Origin of the sequence: Aeromonas sp. s2 (assembly GCF_040907935.1) — a bacterium.
Lineage (GTDB): Bacteria > Pseudomonadota > Gammaproteobacteria > Enterobacterales > Aeromonadaceae > Aeromonas > Aeromonas dhakensis.
Map to the genome: position 1 here is coordinate 673,398 of NZ_JBFOCR010000009.1, position 15,084 is coordinate 688,481.

Below are 15,084 nucleotides of genomic sequence, written 5' to 3' on the forward strand. Positions count from 1 at the left end.
AAACTGGTCATCACTCCATGTAACAACCAAATTGCAACAAACAGACCGGTGGGGAGTGGGCCCGAGGGCCGCAAACGAGTCAGTTTTTACAACTCACTAACACGCCTTTGTTTCGATGAGCTGACTCTAATTAAATCCCCTTAGCGATCACAGTGTTTTTTTGAATTAATCAACCAAAGTTTGATTGGAATCGCCTTTCTGGCGTCAGAGATCACGTTTCGAGCCCAATTTTGTGAACAGCCGTTAACAAACAGCGGTAGTTTCACCCGTATCTATATCCTTATGGGTAAAACAATTTCGCTACATATGTCTGTTTGTTGGCCACGTTGTGCCTTGCCCCGCCCTGGCGTACCCTGTTGTTCAACATTTTTCCGCTGAATTGATATGGCCATCACCCGTACCGACCTCGCCGAACTGGCGGTGTTTGCCGCCGTCGCCCGTCACCAGAGCTTCAGCAAGGCCGCCCTCGAACTCGGGGTCTCGGCATCCGCCCTGAGCCACAGCCTGAAAGGGCTGGAGACCCGGCTGGGGGTACGGCTGCTCAACCGCAGCACCCGCGCCGTGGTGCCCACCGAGGCGGGCCAGCGGCTGCTGACCCAGCTGCTGCCAACCCTGAACCATCTGGAGAGCGCACTGGGCGAGTTGACCCGTCACAGCGACGAGCCGGTGGGACGGCTGAAGATCTGCGCACCGCGCGGGGCCATCGACGACCTGCTGGCCCCGGTGTTGATCGATTACCTGGTGCGCTACCCGCGCATGCAGGTGGAAGTGGTGGAACAGGAGCTGATGCCGCGCCTCATCGAGGATGGCTATGACGCCGCTATCTTCTACGGCGATCTGCTGCCCAAGGAGATGATCGGAGTACCGCTCGGGCCGCCCCAGCGCTATCTGGTGGTGGCGGCGCCCGCCTATCTGGCCGAACACGGCACCCCGCAACACCCTCGCGAGCTGTCGCGCCACGCCTGCATCGGCTACCGGCTCACCCCCTCCCATCACTACCGCTGGGCCTTCGCCGGGGAGGAGGGTTCCCTGCTGGAGATAGAGGTGACGGGTCCGCTCACCACCAGCACGCCGGCCCTCTATCTGGGGGCTGCCGAGGCGGGGCTGGGGCTGGCCTACTGTCTGGAAGAGGAGGTGAGCCAAAAAGTGGCTCAGGGGAAACTGCTCACCGTGCTGGAGCCCTGGTGCCCCACCTTTGCCGGTTTTTATCTCTTCTATCCTAGCCGGCATCAGCTGGGCAGCGGCTTGCGGGCTCTCATCGACATGCTGAAAGCCCACTATCAACCGACCAATTACTGAATATTACTCATCAATCCTTCAAGTAGAACCAGGATTATCGCAAAAACAATATTAATCTAGACTGTCTGCTCGATAATCGAACTCCCCAAGAGAACAGATATGTCTGCCTATTTCACTCTGCGCCAGCGGGCGATGACCCGCCGTTTCTGGGGCTATGCCCTCCCCTCCGTCATGGCCATGCTGGTATCCGGCGCCTACTACCTGGTCGATGGCATCTTCGTCGGCCACTACGTGGGGGCCGCCGGCCTCGCCGGCATCAACCTGGTCTACCCGGTCATCATGGTGCTGATCGGCCTTGCCGCCATGATCAGCATGGGGGCGGCCACCGCCATCTCCTTCCAGCAGGGCGCCAGGAACACCGGGCTGGCCCGCCAGGCGCTGGTCAATGCGCTCTGGTTGCTGGCGGGGCTGGGCACGGTGGCGCCGCTGCTGCTGCACTACTGGCACATCGACATCCTGCTGGCACTGGGCATCGAGCAGGGCACCGACACCTGGCAACAGGCCAGCGACTACCTCTACTGGATCGGCGGCGGTACCCTGCTGCTGGCCTGCAACCTGGCGGTGCCCTATCTGCTGCGCAACGACGGCCGGCCGAGGCTCGCCATGCTGCTGGTCAGCGGCGGAGCCATCCTCAACATCATCCTCAACTACATCATGGTGGGCCGGCTGGGGCTGGGGCTCATCGGGACAGCCCAGGCCACCCTCATCTCGGAAGGGGTGGTCAGCCTGCTAGGCCTGGGTTACTTCTTTACCCGTCACGCCAGATTGCGGCTGGAATGGCGCCAGCTGCTGCCCTGCTTGCCGGCCATGCCAAACCTGCTGTTCACCGGTCTGCCGAGCCTGATCGCCCAGTTCAACCTCGGCCTGCTGCTGATGCTGCACAACAGCCAGCTGATGGTGCACGGTTCGGTCAAGGATCTGGCGGGCTTCACCGTGGCCGGCTACACAGAGGCGGTGTTCATCGTCATTCTGCAGGGGCTGGCCTTTGGCATCCAGCCGCTGGTCAGCCAGGCGGCCGGCGCCAAGCGCCATCGCGATCTGAAGTTCCTGATGGAGATGGGGCTCAAGATCACGCTCGTCTACGGTCTGGCGGTCTGGCTGCTGATCCAGCTGCTGCCGCGCCAGGTGGCCATGCTCTACACCGGCGATCAGGATGGCGAGCTGCTCGCGGCCGCCATCAGCAGCCTGACCCTCAACCTCGGCGCCATTCCGCTGGAGGGGATCATCATGTTCGGCATAGTGCTGCTGCAATCCATGGCGCGCACCCGTCAGGCGCTGTTCATCTCCATCGCAAAGACCCTGCTGCTGCTGCCGCTGATCTTCATGCTGCCGCTCTGGTGGGGCCGCGACGGCGTGCTGCTGGCCCAGCCCACCACTGTGCTGCTGCTGACCCTGCCACTGTGCTGGTTGCTGTGGCTCGAGTGGCACCAGCTCAAGCTGGCGTGCGCCCCGCACACCAGGCGCTCGCCCAAGGCGCTTGCCCGTCAGCAGGTCACGCTGGCACGGCGCGCAGGCTGATGCGCGGCTAACCCAGCCGGCTGGCGCAGGTGCGGATCTCGGGCTCGACCAGCGCCTGCTGGGCGGCCACCAGCTGCAGCTCGTAGGCGCCCGCCAGCCAGGTCCGGGCCAGCACCATGTCCACGCTGGCATTGGTGCGCTCGAACGCCGCCACCGGCGTAAAGCCCGCCAGCAGGTTGGCCAGCATGGTGGCGCTCAGCAGATCCCCCACCCCGATGGGCTGACGTTGAAACTCATAGAGGGGGCGCGAGATATGAAACGCCCCCTCTTCGCACACCAGCAGCATTTCGAACCGGTCCAGGCTCAAGCCGGCGCGGCCCAGATGCTTGACCATCACCAGTTCGACACCCCCGTCACGCAGTTGCTGGCAGGCGGCCAGCGCCTCGCTCAGGTTGCAGATCTCGCGGCCGGTGAGCTGCTCCAGCTCCAGCAGATTGGGGGCCAGCAGGTCGGCGCAGGCCAGCGCCCGGTTTTTCAGAAAATCGGCGACGCCGGGCGCGACGATGCACCCCTTGTCGGGATGCCCCATCACGGGGTCGCAAAAATAGCGGGCGGCCGGATTGAGCGCCTTGAGGTGAGCCACCGCCGCCAGGATCTCCTCCCCCTGCTCGGCCGAGCCGAGATAACCGCTCAGGATCGCATCGCACTGCCCCAGCACGCCGATGTCGGCCAGCCCCGCCATCAGCTGGCGGATATGGCCGTTTGGCATCACCATCCCCTGCCAGCCGGCGCTGTACTGGGTATGGTTGGAAAATTGCACCGTGTTGACGGGCCACACCTCCAGCCCCATGCGGCGCATGGGAAACACGGCTGCGCTGTTGCCGGCGCAACCGAACACCACGTGGGACTGGATGGAGAGAACTCGCTTCATGCTGACTCGCAAAAAAATGAATGAATCAAAATGGGAAAAACGGGCCTTGCGGCCCGTTGTTGTCACTGTGATTAACGCAGCACCTTGACGGTGTAGCTGCCATCGGCCTGACGATAGAGGCCGTGGATGTCGGTCTCGAAGCCCGGGTAGTGGGCGCCGATCTCGCACAGCATCTCGAGGAACTCGAGTACCGGCAGAGAATCCCTGGTCACCATCTCGCCCGGCAGAACCAACGGTACTCCCGGCGGGTAGGGCAGGATCATGTTGGCGCTAATGCGGTCCACCATGTCGCGCAGCGGCACTTCCACCACGTTGCCGGCCAGCTCCTGCTGCCAGGCGGCGTGCGGGGTCATCTTCATCTCCGGCAGCACGTCGAACGCCTTGAACATCAGCTCCGGCAGACGGTACTTGCTGGTCAGATCGTGAATGCGCTGGGCCAGCTCCTGGATACGCATCCCTTCGTAGAAGCTCGGGTCTTCACGATAGAGGCTCGGCAGAATGCTCTTGATGGTCAGGTTCAGGTCGTAGCCGCGCTTGAACTCGGTCAGGGCACGCAGCAACTGCATCGCCTTGGACTGATCGATACCGATGGAGAAGAGGAACAGCAGGTTGTAGGGGCCGGTCTTCTCCACCACGATGCCGCGCTCGTCCAGGAACTTGGAGACCAGGGACGCCGGGAGACCGCGCTCCAGCAGCTGGCCATCACGGCCCATGCCCGGGGTCAGCAGGGTCACCTTGATGGGATCCAGGTACATATGGTCGTCATCGATGTCCTTGAAGCCGTGCCAGTCATCCTTCGGATCCAGCTTCCAGCACTCGACGGTGTCGATGTCGTCCGGCTGCCATACATCGAAGAACCAGCCTTCGCTCTGCTCGCGCAGGCGCTTGATCTCTTTGCGGAAGGAGATGGCGCGATCGATGGAGTCCTTGATCAGCCGCTTGCCGGTGTTGCCACGCATCATGGCAGCGGAGATCTCGGTGGAGGCCACGATGCCGTACTGCGGCGAGGTGGAGGTGTGCATCATGAAGGCTTCGTTGAAGGTCTCTTCCTCCACGTCACCCTTGATGTGGATCATCGAGGCCTGGGAGAAGGCCGCCAGCAGCTTGTGGGTGGACTGGGTTTCGTAGAACACCTTGCCCGGCATGGCTTCGCCGCTCATGCCGCACTTGCCTTCGTAGATCGGGCTGAAGTTGGTGTAGGGCACCCAGGCACTGTCGAAGTGGATGTAGGGGGTGTCCAGCGCCTCCTTGATGAAGCCGGTGTTGTAGAGCAGGCCGTCATAGGTGGAGTTGGTGATCACGGCGTAGCGCGGTGCCTGGGCACCCGGGGTGGCGGCGACCTTGGCAGCGATGGTGTCGCGGCTGAACTCGCTCTGCGGGATGCCACCCAGAATGCCGTAGGCGTTGCGGGTCGGACGGAAGTAGATCGGGGTCACGTCGTTCATCATCATCAGGTGAGTGAGCGACTTGTGGCAGTTGCGATCCACCAGCACTGTGCTGCCGGCCGGCGCGGAGTACATGCCGACAATCTTGTTGGCGGTGGAGGTGCCGTTGGTGACGATGTAGGAGCGATCGGCGTTGAAGGTACGAGCGATGTACTCTTCGGCTTCCTTGTGCGGGCCTGAGTGATCCAGCAGGGAGCCCAGCTCCGGCATGGAGATGGAGACGTCGGCCTTGAAGGCGTTCGGGCCGTAGAAGTCATAGAAGATGCTGCCGGCCGGGCTCATCTGGAAGGCGGTACCGCCCATGTGACCCGGGGTACAGAAGGTGTACTTGCCCTCTTCCACGTACTTGAACAGCGCCTTGGTGAAGGGCGGCAGAATGGCGTCCTGATACTCCTGGGTGGCCTGACCAATCTTGAGGGCGATATCGTCGGCCATGCCGAGACGGTACTCGAAGAAGTGCACGTTCAGGCGCAGGTCGGTCAGGTGAATGTCCAGGGTGGACTGGTCGTTGGCGAAGGCGAAGATCGGCAGCTTCTCGTTGCGATCGTGGATCTCCTTGCACAGACCCAGGGAGTATTTGTCCCAGTCAAAGATGGCGCCGCAGACGCGGGGGTTCTTCTCGATGAGTTTCAGCAAGTCGGCCACATCGACCGGATAGACGACCTCGAAACCCTTGCGCTCGAGGGAGGCTTGCAGCTGGCGAATGGGTTCTTCTTTAAAGAAAACGCCGAGGTGGTTGAGGATGGCAATGATGTTCATCTTGATGCTCCACACGTAAGAGGGCGCTCTCCATCAGGGATGGTGAGTGAAGAGCGCTCGGAAGATAAAAGGGAAATCAGTTGCTGGGCTGTTCGCTCAGCAGGGCATCGTGCTGACGCAGGCCCAGTTTTTTGGCGTAGAACATCAGGATGATGAGCGACACCACGAAGGTTGCTGTGAGGTTGGAACCCTTGGCGCCCATCAGGGCAATCAGGCAGAAGACGCAGGCCACACCGGAGAAGATCATGGCGCCTATACTGCGGGAGGTCATGCCCTCGAAGCGAATGAGGTTAATGCTGGAGTAGAAGTAGGGCAGCATGGTCAGCAGCACCGCATCTGTGGTCAGCACGTTGAAGAGATCGGCCGCGTGGGCGGACTGGGAGGTGAAGGCGGTCAGGCCGATCATCAGCGCAGTCATCTTGAGGGAGCCCAGGATCAGACCCTTCTTGGCCACGCCGTTCTTGTCCACTTCACCGTAGATTTTCGGGAAGTTGCCGTCGTGGGCGGCGCGCTTGCCCGCCTCGCCCACCAGCATCATCCAGGAGCCCAGCGAGGTGAAGCAGGCCAGGGCGGTGAAGGCGGAGACGAACGGTGCGGACCAGTTGCCGAAGATGACGGAGGAGGCCATGGCAAACGGGGCGCCGGAAGCCGCCACTTCACCGGCCGGGAACATGCCGCTGATCACCTGGGTAGAGAGGATGTAGATGACCCCCGCGATACCGGTGCCCAGCATGGTGGCGAGCGGTACGGTACGCTTGGGGTTCTTCACCATGCCGGAGGAGACGGCAGCAGACTCCACCCCCACGAAGGACCAGAGGCAGATCAGCACGGCACTGATGACCGCATGCAGGTCGCTGCCGCTGGTGGTGTTCCAGTTCTGGCTGTAGACGGCGCTGTCGAAGTGACCCCAACCCACCAGGGCTGTGCCCACCACCGGCAGCAGGATCAGCACCAGACCCAGGGTACAGAGCCGGCTCACCCAGCTGCCGCCCAGCAGGTTGACCAGGGTGAAGATCCAGACGGCGGCGATGGTGGCTGCGGCGGCCGGGATCGGGCTGTTGAGGATCGGGAAGAAGACGGAGAGGTAGGAGACGCCGGTGATGGCGATGGCCAGGTTGCCGATCCAGTTGGCATGGTAGTAGAGCACACCGGTCTGGAAGCCGAACACCGGAGAGATCTCGCCGGCATAGGCGATGGGGCCGCCCTCCTGCGGGTTCTTGGTGGCGAGGCGGGCGAACACGAAGGCCAGCCCCATGGCGCCGACCAGGCAGATGGCCCAGCTGAACACAGAGATGGAACCTATGGTGGCCAGGGCCGAGGGCAGCAGCGCGATACCGCTCCCCATCATGTTGCCGGCCACTACACCTGTACAGGCGACAAGGCCGATCTTCTTGCTCGTATCTAGGGACATAAAATCTCCGGGTCGATATTAAGGCATCAAACACACGCTTGGCGGAGCCTTCCGCCAATCAATGGCCACAGACTAGGCCTCTGCGCCCCGGAAAACATAAAGTCCCGCTAAGGGATAAAAACATGAGCAAACTTTTTCAGCCCGCCCGTCGAAGCTGATAAAAACAGAGTTAAAACAGCAGGTTGACTGAAGGCACCGCAAGCATCTTGATAAAATCTTGATATCCTTCGCCCTCCTTGATGAGAGCACTCGGTGCCACCCGAACCACCTTGATATTTTTCTGATGACCCGCTGCGGTGCAGCTGGGCCGATAACCCCCTCTCCCCCGAACTGCATATGCCAAAGCGACCCCCTTTTCCCCTCACCGCCCTTCATTGCACCGCTCGCTTTGCACGATCCAGCCCCCCTGGCCGGCATAACGCCCCCTCACACACCAAACGGACGAAGTGATGACCCGGTGCGATATCGACAAAGGCGGCCAGGTCGCCGGGGCGACGGTCACAACTGTCGGCATCGACAGGTAGCACCAGGAAATCGTGGCCAGGGCTTTATCAGCAGAGGATGGAACAGGGGGATGGCGCAGCCACAAGCCTGCCATGGCCAGTCGTTGTTGCGAGTCAGGGATAGGGATAGGGATAGGGATAGGGATAGGGATAGGGATAGAAGAGCAAGCCCGAGTGCCCATGGGAGGGCAAGAAACACGCAGGCCGCCCGTGGGCGGCCTGCGAACAGCGGGGCGGCGCGCGGCCGGCGCCGCTCAGAACAGCTTGACCTTGCTCTGGCCCAGGGCGTTGAACAGCGCCGGGGTGAGGGTTTCCATGTTGCTGTAGAAGCCGAGCTGCTGGCAGAGCAGGTAGGTCTGCTCGGTCGCCTCCATCAGGAAGGCCTGGCTGTAGGCATCCCCCGCCGCTTCCGGGTGACCGTCCAGCTCCGCCAGCTTGCCGCTCAATATGTGATAGAGCACCGAGCGGCCCCGGCTGCCAGCCTCACCCAACAGGCGGTTGGCCTCCTGCTGCTGGCCGCCCAGAATGGCCTGCAGAGTCAGCGCCTCCCACACCCGGGCCGGCTGCACAGGCTGGCTCTGAACCACCCGGGCCAGGTGAGCACCGATCTGCTGCAACCGGTCGCTCTGGGGAGTGCCCGTCAGGGTCGCCAGCGCTTCCCCGGCCAGATAGCGCTCCGCCAGCAGCAGCGGCTGATCCGGCTGGCTGGTCAGCGACTTGTCGAGCAGCTCGACGCCGCGCTTGAGGGCCACCGGATCCTGGCTGTTGATGTAGTAGTGCGCCTCCATCATGGCCATCAAAGCGCCGTCATCGGTGGGCCAGCCCATACCAGGCTGCGCGTCCGGCTGATTGAGGGCGCTCAGCAGATCCCGGCTGCTCGCCTGCAAGACCCCGTGCACGTTGTGGCGACTGAGCTGGTACTGGTGGCTGAACAGCACCCGGTTGGTGTTGATGTTGCGGTACTCCAGATCGAGATAGGTGCCCCCCGGCTGGCGGGAGACCCGCACGCTCAGCTCCTTGCCGGGCAGGATGCCCCCCATCAGGGTGTTGGCGCCGTACTGCACCCGCAGCGGCGTGGCAGCAGCCACCTCCCCCATCAGGGCGCGGGTGATGCCGTCGGCGAGGCGCACGTTCTCGTTGCTGCCATCCATGCCGGAGTGAAAGCGAAACACCAGCAGCTCGGGATCCAGCATGGAGTGCACCTGGGGGCTGGCGTGCTGATAGCTGAGCAGGCTGACCAGGGTGACCAGGATCGCCACCACGAAGATGTCGAAGCCCACCAGCTTCCAGCGGCTGCCCCCCTCCCGGGCATGGGTGGTGACGGCGCGGGTCAGCGGGCCGGCCGGGAAGGGAGTGACGTTGGCCTGCTCCTCCTCTTCATCGATGGCTGGCGCCGCAAGCGGCGGCCGGGGGGCAGTCACGCTCTCCTGCTCGCCTGCCATCACCACCGAGACCACCTGCTGCGGCCGCACCGGCGCCACCAGCTTGTAGCCGCGCTTGGGCACTGTGACTATGTAGTCGGCGGCGTCGTTGCGGCCATCCTTGAGGATCTTGCGCAGCTCGAAGATGGATTGGGTGACCACCTGATCGGTCACCTCGGCGCCGTCCCAGACCTCGTTGATCAGGCAGTCGCGCCCGAACACGGTGCCGGCGTTGCTCGCCAGGAAGCGCAACAGATTGACCAGCCGGGGCTCGAGGTAGACCTCGCGGTCGGGGCGACAGAGCATGTTGTCGTCGACGCTCAGGGTCCAGTCGTGGATCTCAAAAACCGATTCGCTCATGATTCACTCGCTGCAGATGGAGACGATGCAAGATGAGAGTGACGTAACACCGGGCGGCTGAACGGGCAGCAGGGCGCTGCAAAAGGCAGTGCCGCCGGCAGGGTGAACATTCCTGTGAGTCAGGCCGGGCTGGCCTGTTTACGTCCGCAGAGCGTCCTTGCGGGCATGCCGATCGGGTCGATCGGAAAGGGTCACTTTAAGCAAAACGGGAGTGGGATCCCACTTTTTTTGGCTACAAATCGCCGCTGAATTGATCCAACATGGGGGTTTTGGCAAACATCGTGCCAACAGGTATCCATATGGACAGGATTTTTCCCTGCCGACAGGGCCCCTGCCGCCGTAAAAAAAGAAGGCCCCCGCAGTGCGAGGGCCTTTCGTCATCCATTTGTTCCCGACCGGGCTCAGCAGTAGCCGTAGCCCAGCAGACGCTGGTAGCGCTGCTCCAGCAGCTGCTCGTTGTCGAGCGGACGCAGGGCGTTGAGATCCTGCTGGATGCGGTCTTTCAGGTGCTTGGCCATCTTCTCCACGTTGCGGTGGGCGCCGCCGAGCGGCTCCTCGACGATGTTGTCGATGAGCTTGAGCTCTTTCAGACGCTGGGCAGTGATGCCCATGGCATCGGCCGCCACCGGTGCCTTGTCGGCGCTCTTCCACAGGATGGAAGCACAGCCTTCCGGCGAGATGACGGAGTAGGTGGAGTACTGCAGCATGTTGACGCGATCGCCGACACCGATGGCCAGGGCGCCGCCCGAGCCGCCTTCACCGATCACGGTGCAGACCACCGGCACGGTCAGACCGGCCATCACTTTCAGGTTGCGGGCAATCGCTTCGGACTGGCCACGCTCCTCGGCACCCACGCCCGGATAGGCGCCCGGGGTGTCGATGAAGGTGATGATCGGCATCTTGAAGCGCTCGGCCATCTCCATCAGGCGCAGGGCCTTGCGGTACCCTTCCGGGCGCGGCATGCCAAAGTTGCGCTTGATCTTCTCCTTGGTCTCGCGCCCCTTCTGGTGGCCGATGACCATCACAGGCTCACCGTCCAGACGGGCGATGCCGCCGACGATGGCCTTGTCATCGGCATAGGCGCGATCGCCGGCCAGCTCGTCGAAATCGGTGAAGATGTGCTCGATGTAGTCGAGGGTATAGGGGCGCTGTGGATGACGCGCCATCTGGGACACCTGCCAGGCGCCCAGATCGCCGAAGATCTTCTTGGTCAGCTCTTCGTTTTTCTTCTCCAGCCGACGAATATCCTCGCTCAGATCCACGGCACTGTTGTGCTCGCTCACATGGCGCAGTTCATCGATCTGTGCCTGCAACTCGGCGATCGGCTGTTCAAAATCCAGAAAAAGACTCATAGGGACTATAGATCCTCTAATCAAAAACCAATTCAACCCGCTCTCGTCCCAGCAGGACGCGCAAGTCATCTATCAGTTGATCGGTGGGCGTCACCCGCCACTCGGTGCCGAGCGTCAATCGCACCCGGGAGCCGGGGCGACGATAGTTTACCTGAACCGGACAGACTCCGGCACGGGCGGGCTCCAAAATCTCGCACAAACGCGGGAAAAAGCGATCATCGATTCGCTGTTCATCGAGAGAGATGCGGATTGCCCTGGCAAAACGCTCTCTCGCATCGTTGATATCCAGTAATTCACGGGCCGACATTTTAAGGCCACCGGAGAAGTCATCAAAGCTGACCTGTCCAGAAACCACCAAAATACGGTCTTTTTGCATCAACTCTTCATATTTTTCCAGCGCTTCACTGAACAGGGTCACATCCAGGCGACCGGAACGGTCGTCCAGGGTGAAGATCCCCATCTTGTTGCCGCGCTTGGTCACCATGCTGCGCGCCGCGATCACCAGCCCCGCCGCCGTGGTCACGGTATCGCGGGAGGTGGGATGCAGATCACACAGGCGACCTGAGGTGTAACGACGTAATTCGCCGCTGTACTGGTTGATGGGGTGACCGGTGAGGTAGAGACCGAGGGTCTCGCGCTCCCCTTCCAGCCAGACCTTGTCGGGCCAGTGCGGCACGTTGGCGAACGCCTTCTTGACGTCGTCTATCTCCTCGGTGAGCACGCCGAACATGTCGACCTGCCCCACCGCCTGGGCCTTGGCGTGCTGCTCGGCGGCGCGCATCGCCTCCTCCAGGGTCGCCATCAGGGCGGCGCGGTGGGGGCCGAGCCGGTCCATGGCGCCGGAGAGGATAAGCTTCTCCATCACCCGCTTGTTGAGCTTCTTGATGTCGACCCGGTTGCAGAAGTCGAACAGGTCGCGGAACGGGCCATCCCGATCCCTCGCTTCCAGGATCGCATCGATGGGACCTTCCCCCACCCCCTTCACCGCGCCTATGCCGTAGACGATGTGGCCGTCCTCGTTGACGCTGAAGCGGTAGCGGCCAGTGTTCACATCCGGCGGGATCACGGTCAGCCCCATCCGCTGGCACTCGTCCACCAGGGTCACTATCTTGTCGGTGTTGTCCATATCGGCGGTCATCACCGCCGCCATGAACTCGGCCGGGAAGTGGGTCTTGAGCCAGAGGGTCTGGTAGGAGACCAGCGCATAGGCGGCGGAGTGCGACTTGTTGAAGCCGTAGCCCGCGAACTTCTCCACCAGGTCGAAGATCTTCATCGCCAGCTCGCCGTCGACGCCGTTCTTGATGGCGCCCTCTTCAAAACCGGCCCGCTGCTTGGCCATCTCCTCGGGTTTTTTCTTGCCCATCGCCCGGCGCAGCATATCCGCGCCCCCCAGGGTGTACCCGGCCAGGGTCTGGGCGATCTGCATCACCTGTTCCTGGTAGAGGATGATGCCGTAGGTGGGCTCCAGGATGGGTTGCAGACTCTCGTGCTGCCACTTCTCGTCCGGATAGGAGATGGCTTCATTGCCGTGTTTGCGGTCGATGAAGTTGTCCACCATGCCTGACTGGAGCGGGCCCGGCCGGAACAGGGCCACCAGAGCGATCATGTCTTCGAAGCAGTCCGGCTGCAGCCGCTTGATGAGATCCTTCATGCCGCGGGATTCGAGCTGGAATACCGCGGTGGTCTCGTAGCGCTGCAGCAGGTCGAACGAGCGCTTGTCGTCGATGGGGATGGCGGCGATGTCGACCGGCGGCTTGCCCTCTTTGGCAAGGCGCGGGTTGATCATGCCGAGCGCCCAGTCGATGATGGTGAGCGTGCGCAGACCCAGGAAGTCGAACTTCACCAGGCCGGCGTATTCCACGTCATTCTTGTCGAACTGGGTGACCGGGTGATGGCCCTCGTCATCGCAGTAGAGCGGTGCAAAGTCGGTGATCTTGGTGGGCGCGATCACCACGCCACCGGCGTGTTTGCCGGCGTTGCGCACCACCCCTTCCAGCCGGCGCGCCATGTCGATGAGATCCTTGACCTCCTCGTCCTGCTCGTAGAGCTCGGGCAGCTTGGGCTCGGCCTCGAACGCCTTGGCCAGGGTCATGCCGGGATCCGGCGGAATGAGTTTCGAGATGCGATCGACGAAGCCGTAGGCGTGGCCCAGCACCCTTCCTACGTCCCGTACCACCGCCTTGGCCGCCATACTGCCGAAGGTGATGATCTGGGACACAGCGTCCCGGCCGTACATCTCGGAGACGTGCTCGATCACCTCGTCCCGTCGGTCCATGCAGAAGTCGACGTCGAAGTCGGGCATGGAGACCCGCTCCGGGTTCAGGAAACGTTCGAACAGCAGGTCAAATTCGAGTGGATCCAGGTCGGTGATCTTGAGGGCGTAGGCCACCAGCGACCCCGCACCCGAGCCCCGGCCCGGGCCGACCGGGATGCCGTTGTCCTTGGACCACTGGATAAACTCCATCACGATGAGGAAGTAACCCGGGAAGCCCATCTGGTTGATCACCTTCAGCTCGATGTCGAGGCGCTCGTCGTACTCGGGACGACGCTCGGCCCGCACCGCCGGATCCGGGAACAGGAACTCGAGCCGCTCCTCCAGCCCCTCTTTCGACTTGGCCACCAGGAAGTCTTCGGTGGTCATGTCGCCGGTGGGGAAGTTGGGCAGGAAGTATTCACCCAGACGCACCGTCACGTTGCAGCGCTTGGCGATCTCCACCGTGTTCTCCAGCGCCTCCGGGATGTCGGCGAACAGCTCGCACATCTCGTCCTGGCTGCGCAGATACTGCTGCGGGCTGTAGCGGCGCGGGCGACGCTTGTCCATCAGGGTGTAGCCGTCGTGGATGGCGACCCGGATCTCGTGGGCGTCGAAGTCATCGGCGGTGAGGAACACCACCTCGTTGGTGGCCACCACCGGCAGCGCAAACTCGCTCGCGAGGTTCACCGCCATGTGGAGGTAGACCTCCTCGTCGGGGCGACCGGTACGCAGCAGCTCCAGATAGTAGGCGTCGGGGAAGTGGGTCTGATAGAAGGCGACGCACTGCTCGGTCATCTGGCGGTTGCCCTTGAGCAGGAACTTGCCTACGTCCCCCTCGCGACCGCCGGAGAGCACGATCACCCCCTTGGCGTGCTCGACCAGCCACTCCTTGTCGATGACCGGCCGCCCCTGCACATGACCGCGCTGATAGCCACGGGAGATGAGCAGGGTGATGTTCTGGTAGCCGTCGTTGTCCATGGCGAGCAGAGTGAGGCGAAACTGCTCGTCGCCGAGTTCACTGCTCTGCACCCAGAAGTCGGCCCCGACCAGGGGCTTGATCCCCTTGCCGTGGGCGGCGCCATAGAAGCGCACCAGGCCGCACATGTTCATCTGGTCGGTCAGGGCCAGCGCCGGCATGTTGTCGGCCGCCGCGGCCCCGACAATGGGGTTGATCTTCTGCAGACCATCCACCATGGAGAAGTCGGTATGCACCCGCAGGTGAATGAAACGGGGGTCAGCCATCGTCATGCCCTCTCATTACGCAAGCAGCCATCGCTTAGACAAATCAGCATGGGTTATTCCACTCCCAGTGCGCGGCGCACCGGTTTGAAACTTTGACGATATTCCGGCAACGGGCCGCGCTCGGCCAGGATGGCTAGGTGCTCCGCAGTCGGATAGCCCTTGTGGCGGGCAAAGCCGTACTCGGGATGGCGGCTGTCCAGCTCGGTCATCTCCGCATCGCGAGTCACCTTGGCGAGGATCGAGGCGGCACTGATGGCGGCCACCAGGCTGTCGCCCTTGACCACGGCGCGGGCTTCCATCGGCAGAGCCGGGCAGCGGTTGCCATCGATGAAGACCAGCTCGGGCGTGACCTTGAGCCCCGCCACGGCGCGCTGCATCGCCAGCATGGTGGCGTGCAGGATGTTGAGCTCGTCGATCTCCGCCGGGCTGGCACGGCCGATGGCGAAGGCCAGCGCCTTCTCTTTGATCTCGTCAAACAGGGCGAGCCGCTTCTTCTCGGAGAGCTTCTTGGAGTCGTTGAGCCCCTCGATCGGGTTGGCCGGGTCGAGGATGACGGCGGCGGTGACCACGTCTCCCACCAGGGGGCCACGGCCCACCTCGTCCACACCGGCAACCAGCTTGTCGTCAGGAATATCGATCATCATCTTGT

Annotated in this window: 9 protein-coding genes; 2 read left to right on the plus strand and 7 right to left on the minus strand. The window is 62.6% G+C overall.

Features of this window, described 5'->3' with window-relative positions; translation table 11 throughout:
• Positions 1-384: 384 nt before the first annotated feature.
• Both AB5Y81_RS07985 and AB5Y81_RS07990 read left to right on the plus strand, forming a co-directional pair.
• Entirely contained in the window at positions 385-1,299 is a 915-nt protein-coding gene (locus AB5Y81_RS07985) for a LysR family transcriptional regulator (RefSeq protein ID WP_017781890.1), read from the plus strand.
• 99 nt (positions 1,300-1,398) lie between these two features.
• The gene (locus AB5Y81_RS07990) at positions 1,399-2,817 is read left to right on the plus strand and encodes an MATE family efflux transporter (RefSeq protein ID WP_279484697.1); all 1,419 of its coding nucleotides are present in this window, start codon (positions 1,399-1,401) and stop codon (positions 2,815-2,817) included.
• A gap of 7 nt (positions 2,818-2,824) precedes the next feature.
• Here AB5Y81_RS07990 and pdxY read toward each other — a convergent pair whose 3' ends face one another.
• From pdxY to rnhB, 7 genes are all read right to left on the minus strand, one after another.
• Positions 2,825-3,688: a pyridoxal kinase PdxY gene (gene pdxY, locus AB5Y81_RS07995; RefSeq protein ID WP_017764131.1), complete on the minus strand. Its 864-nt coding sequence runs from the start codon at positions 3,686-3,688 to the stop codon at positions 2,825-2,827.
• Between the two features lie 71 nt (positions 3,689-3,759).
• Entirely contained in the window at positions 3,760-5,892 is a 2,133-nt protein-coding gene (locus tag AB5Y81_RS08000; RefSeq protein WP_279484698.1) for a lysine decarboxylase CadA, read from the minus strand.
• Positions 5,893-5,968: 76 nt separating this feature from the next.
• Positions 5,969-7,303, minus strand: a complete 1,335-nt coding sequence (gene cadB, locus AB5Y81_RS08005; RefSeq protein WP_017764129.1) for a cadaverine/lysine antiporter — start codon at positions 7,301-7,303, stop codon at positions 5,969-5,971.
• A gap of 757 nt (positions 7,304-8,060) precedes the next feature.
• Positions 8,061-9,587, minus strand: a complete 1,527-nt coding sequence (cadC, locus tag AB5Y81_RS08010) for a lysine decarboxylation/transport transcriptional activator CadC (RefSeq protein WP_279484699.1) — start codon at positions 9,585-9,587, stop codon at positions 8,061-8,063.
• Positions 9,588-9,988: 401 nt separating this feature from the next.
• Positions 9,989-10,939, minus strand: a complete 951-nt coding sequence (gene accA, locus AB5Y81_RS08015) for an acetyl-CoA carboxylase carboxyl transferase subunit alpha (RefSeq protein WP_005303428.1) — start codon at positions 10,937-10,939, stop codon at positions 9,989-9,991.
• Between the two features lie 16 nt (positions 10,940-10,955).
• The gene (gene dnaE, locus AB5Y81_RS08020) at positions 10,956-14,435 is read right to left on the minus strand and encodes a DNA polymerase III subunit alpha (RefSeq protein WP_005303432.1); all 3,480 of its coding nucleotides are present in this window, start codon (positions 14,433-14,435) and stop codon (positions 10,956-10,958) included.
• Between the two features lie 53 nt (positions 14,436-14,488).
• Positions 14,489-15,079: a ribonuclease HII gene (gene rnhB / locus AB5Y81_RS08025; RefSeq protein ID WP_019839053.1), complete on the minus strand. Its 591-nt coding sequence runs from the start codon at positions 15,077-15,079 to the stop codon at positions 14,489-14,491.
• Between the last annotated feature and the right edge of the window lie 5 nt (positions 15,080-15,084).

Excerpts from the sequence above, each read along its gene's own strand:
- AB5Y81_RS08000 (WP_279484698.1), bottom strand. The coding sequence starts at position 5,892 with ATGAACATCATTGCCATCCTCAACCACCTCGGCGTTTTCTTTAAAGAA.
- cadC (WP_279484699.1), bottom strand. The coding sequence starts at position 9,587 with ATGAGCGAATCGGTTTTTGAGATCCACGACTGGACCCTGAGCGTCGAC.
- rnhB (WP_019839053.1), bottom strand. The coding sequence starts at position 15,079 with ATGATGATCGATATTCCTGACGACAAGCTGGTTGCCGGTGTGGACGAG.
- cadB (WP_017764129.1), bottom strand. The coding sequence starts at position 7,303 with ATGTCCCTAGATACGAGCAAGAAGATCGGCCTTGTCGCCTGTACAGGT.
- AB5Y81_RS07985 (WP_017781890.1), top strand. The coding sequence starts at position 385 with ATGGCCATCACCCGTACCGACCTCGCCGAACTGGCGGTGTTTGCCGCC.
- accA (WP_005303428.1), bottom strand. The coding sequence starts at position 10,939 with ATGAGTCTTTTTCTGGATTTTGAACAGCCGATCGCCGAGTTGCAGGCA.
- dnaE (WP_005303432.1), bottom strand. The coding sequence starts at position 14,435 with ATGGCTGACCCCCGTTTCATTCACCTGCGGGTGCATACCGACTTCTCC.
- AB5Y81_RS07990 (WP_279484697.1), top strand. The coding sequence starts at position 1,399 with ATGTCTGCCTATTTCACTCTGCGCCAGCGGGCGATGACCCGCCGTTTC.
- pdxY (WP_017764131.1), bottom strand. The coding sequence starts at position 3,688 with ATGAAGCGAGTTCTCTCCATCCAGTCCCACGTGGTGTTCGGTTGCGCC.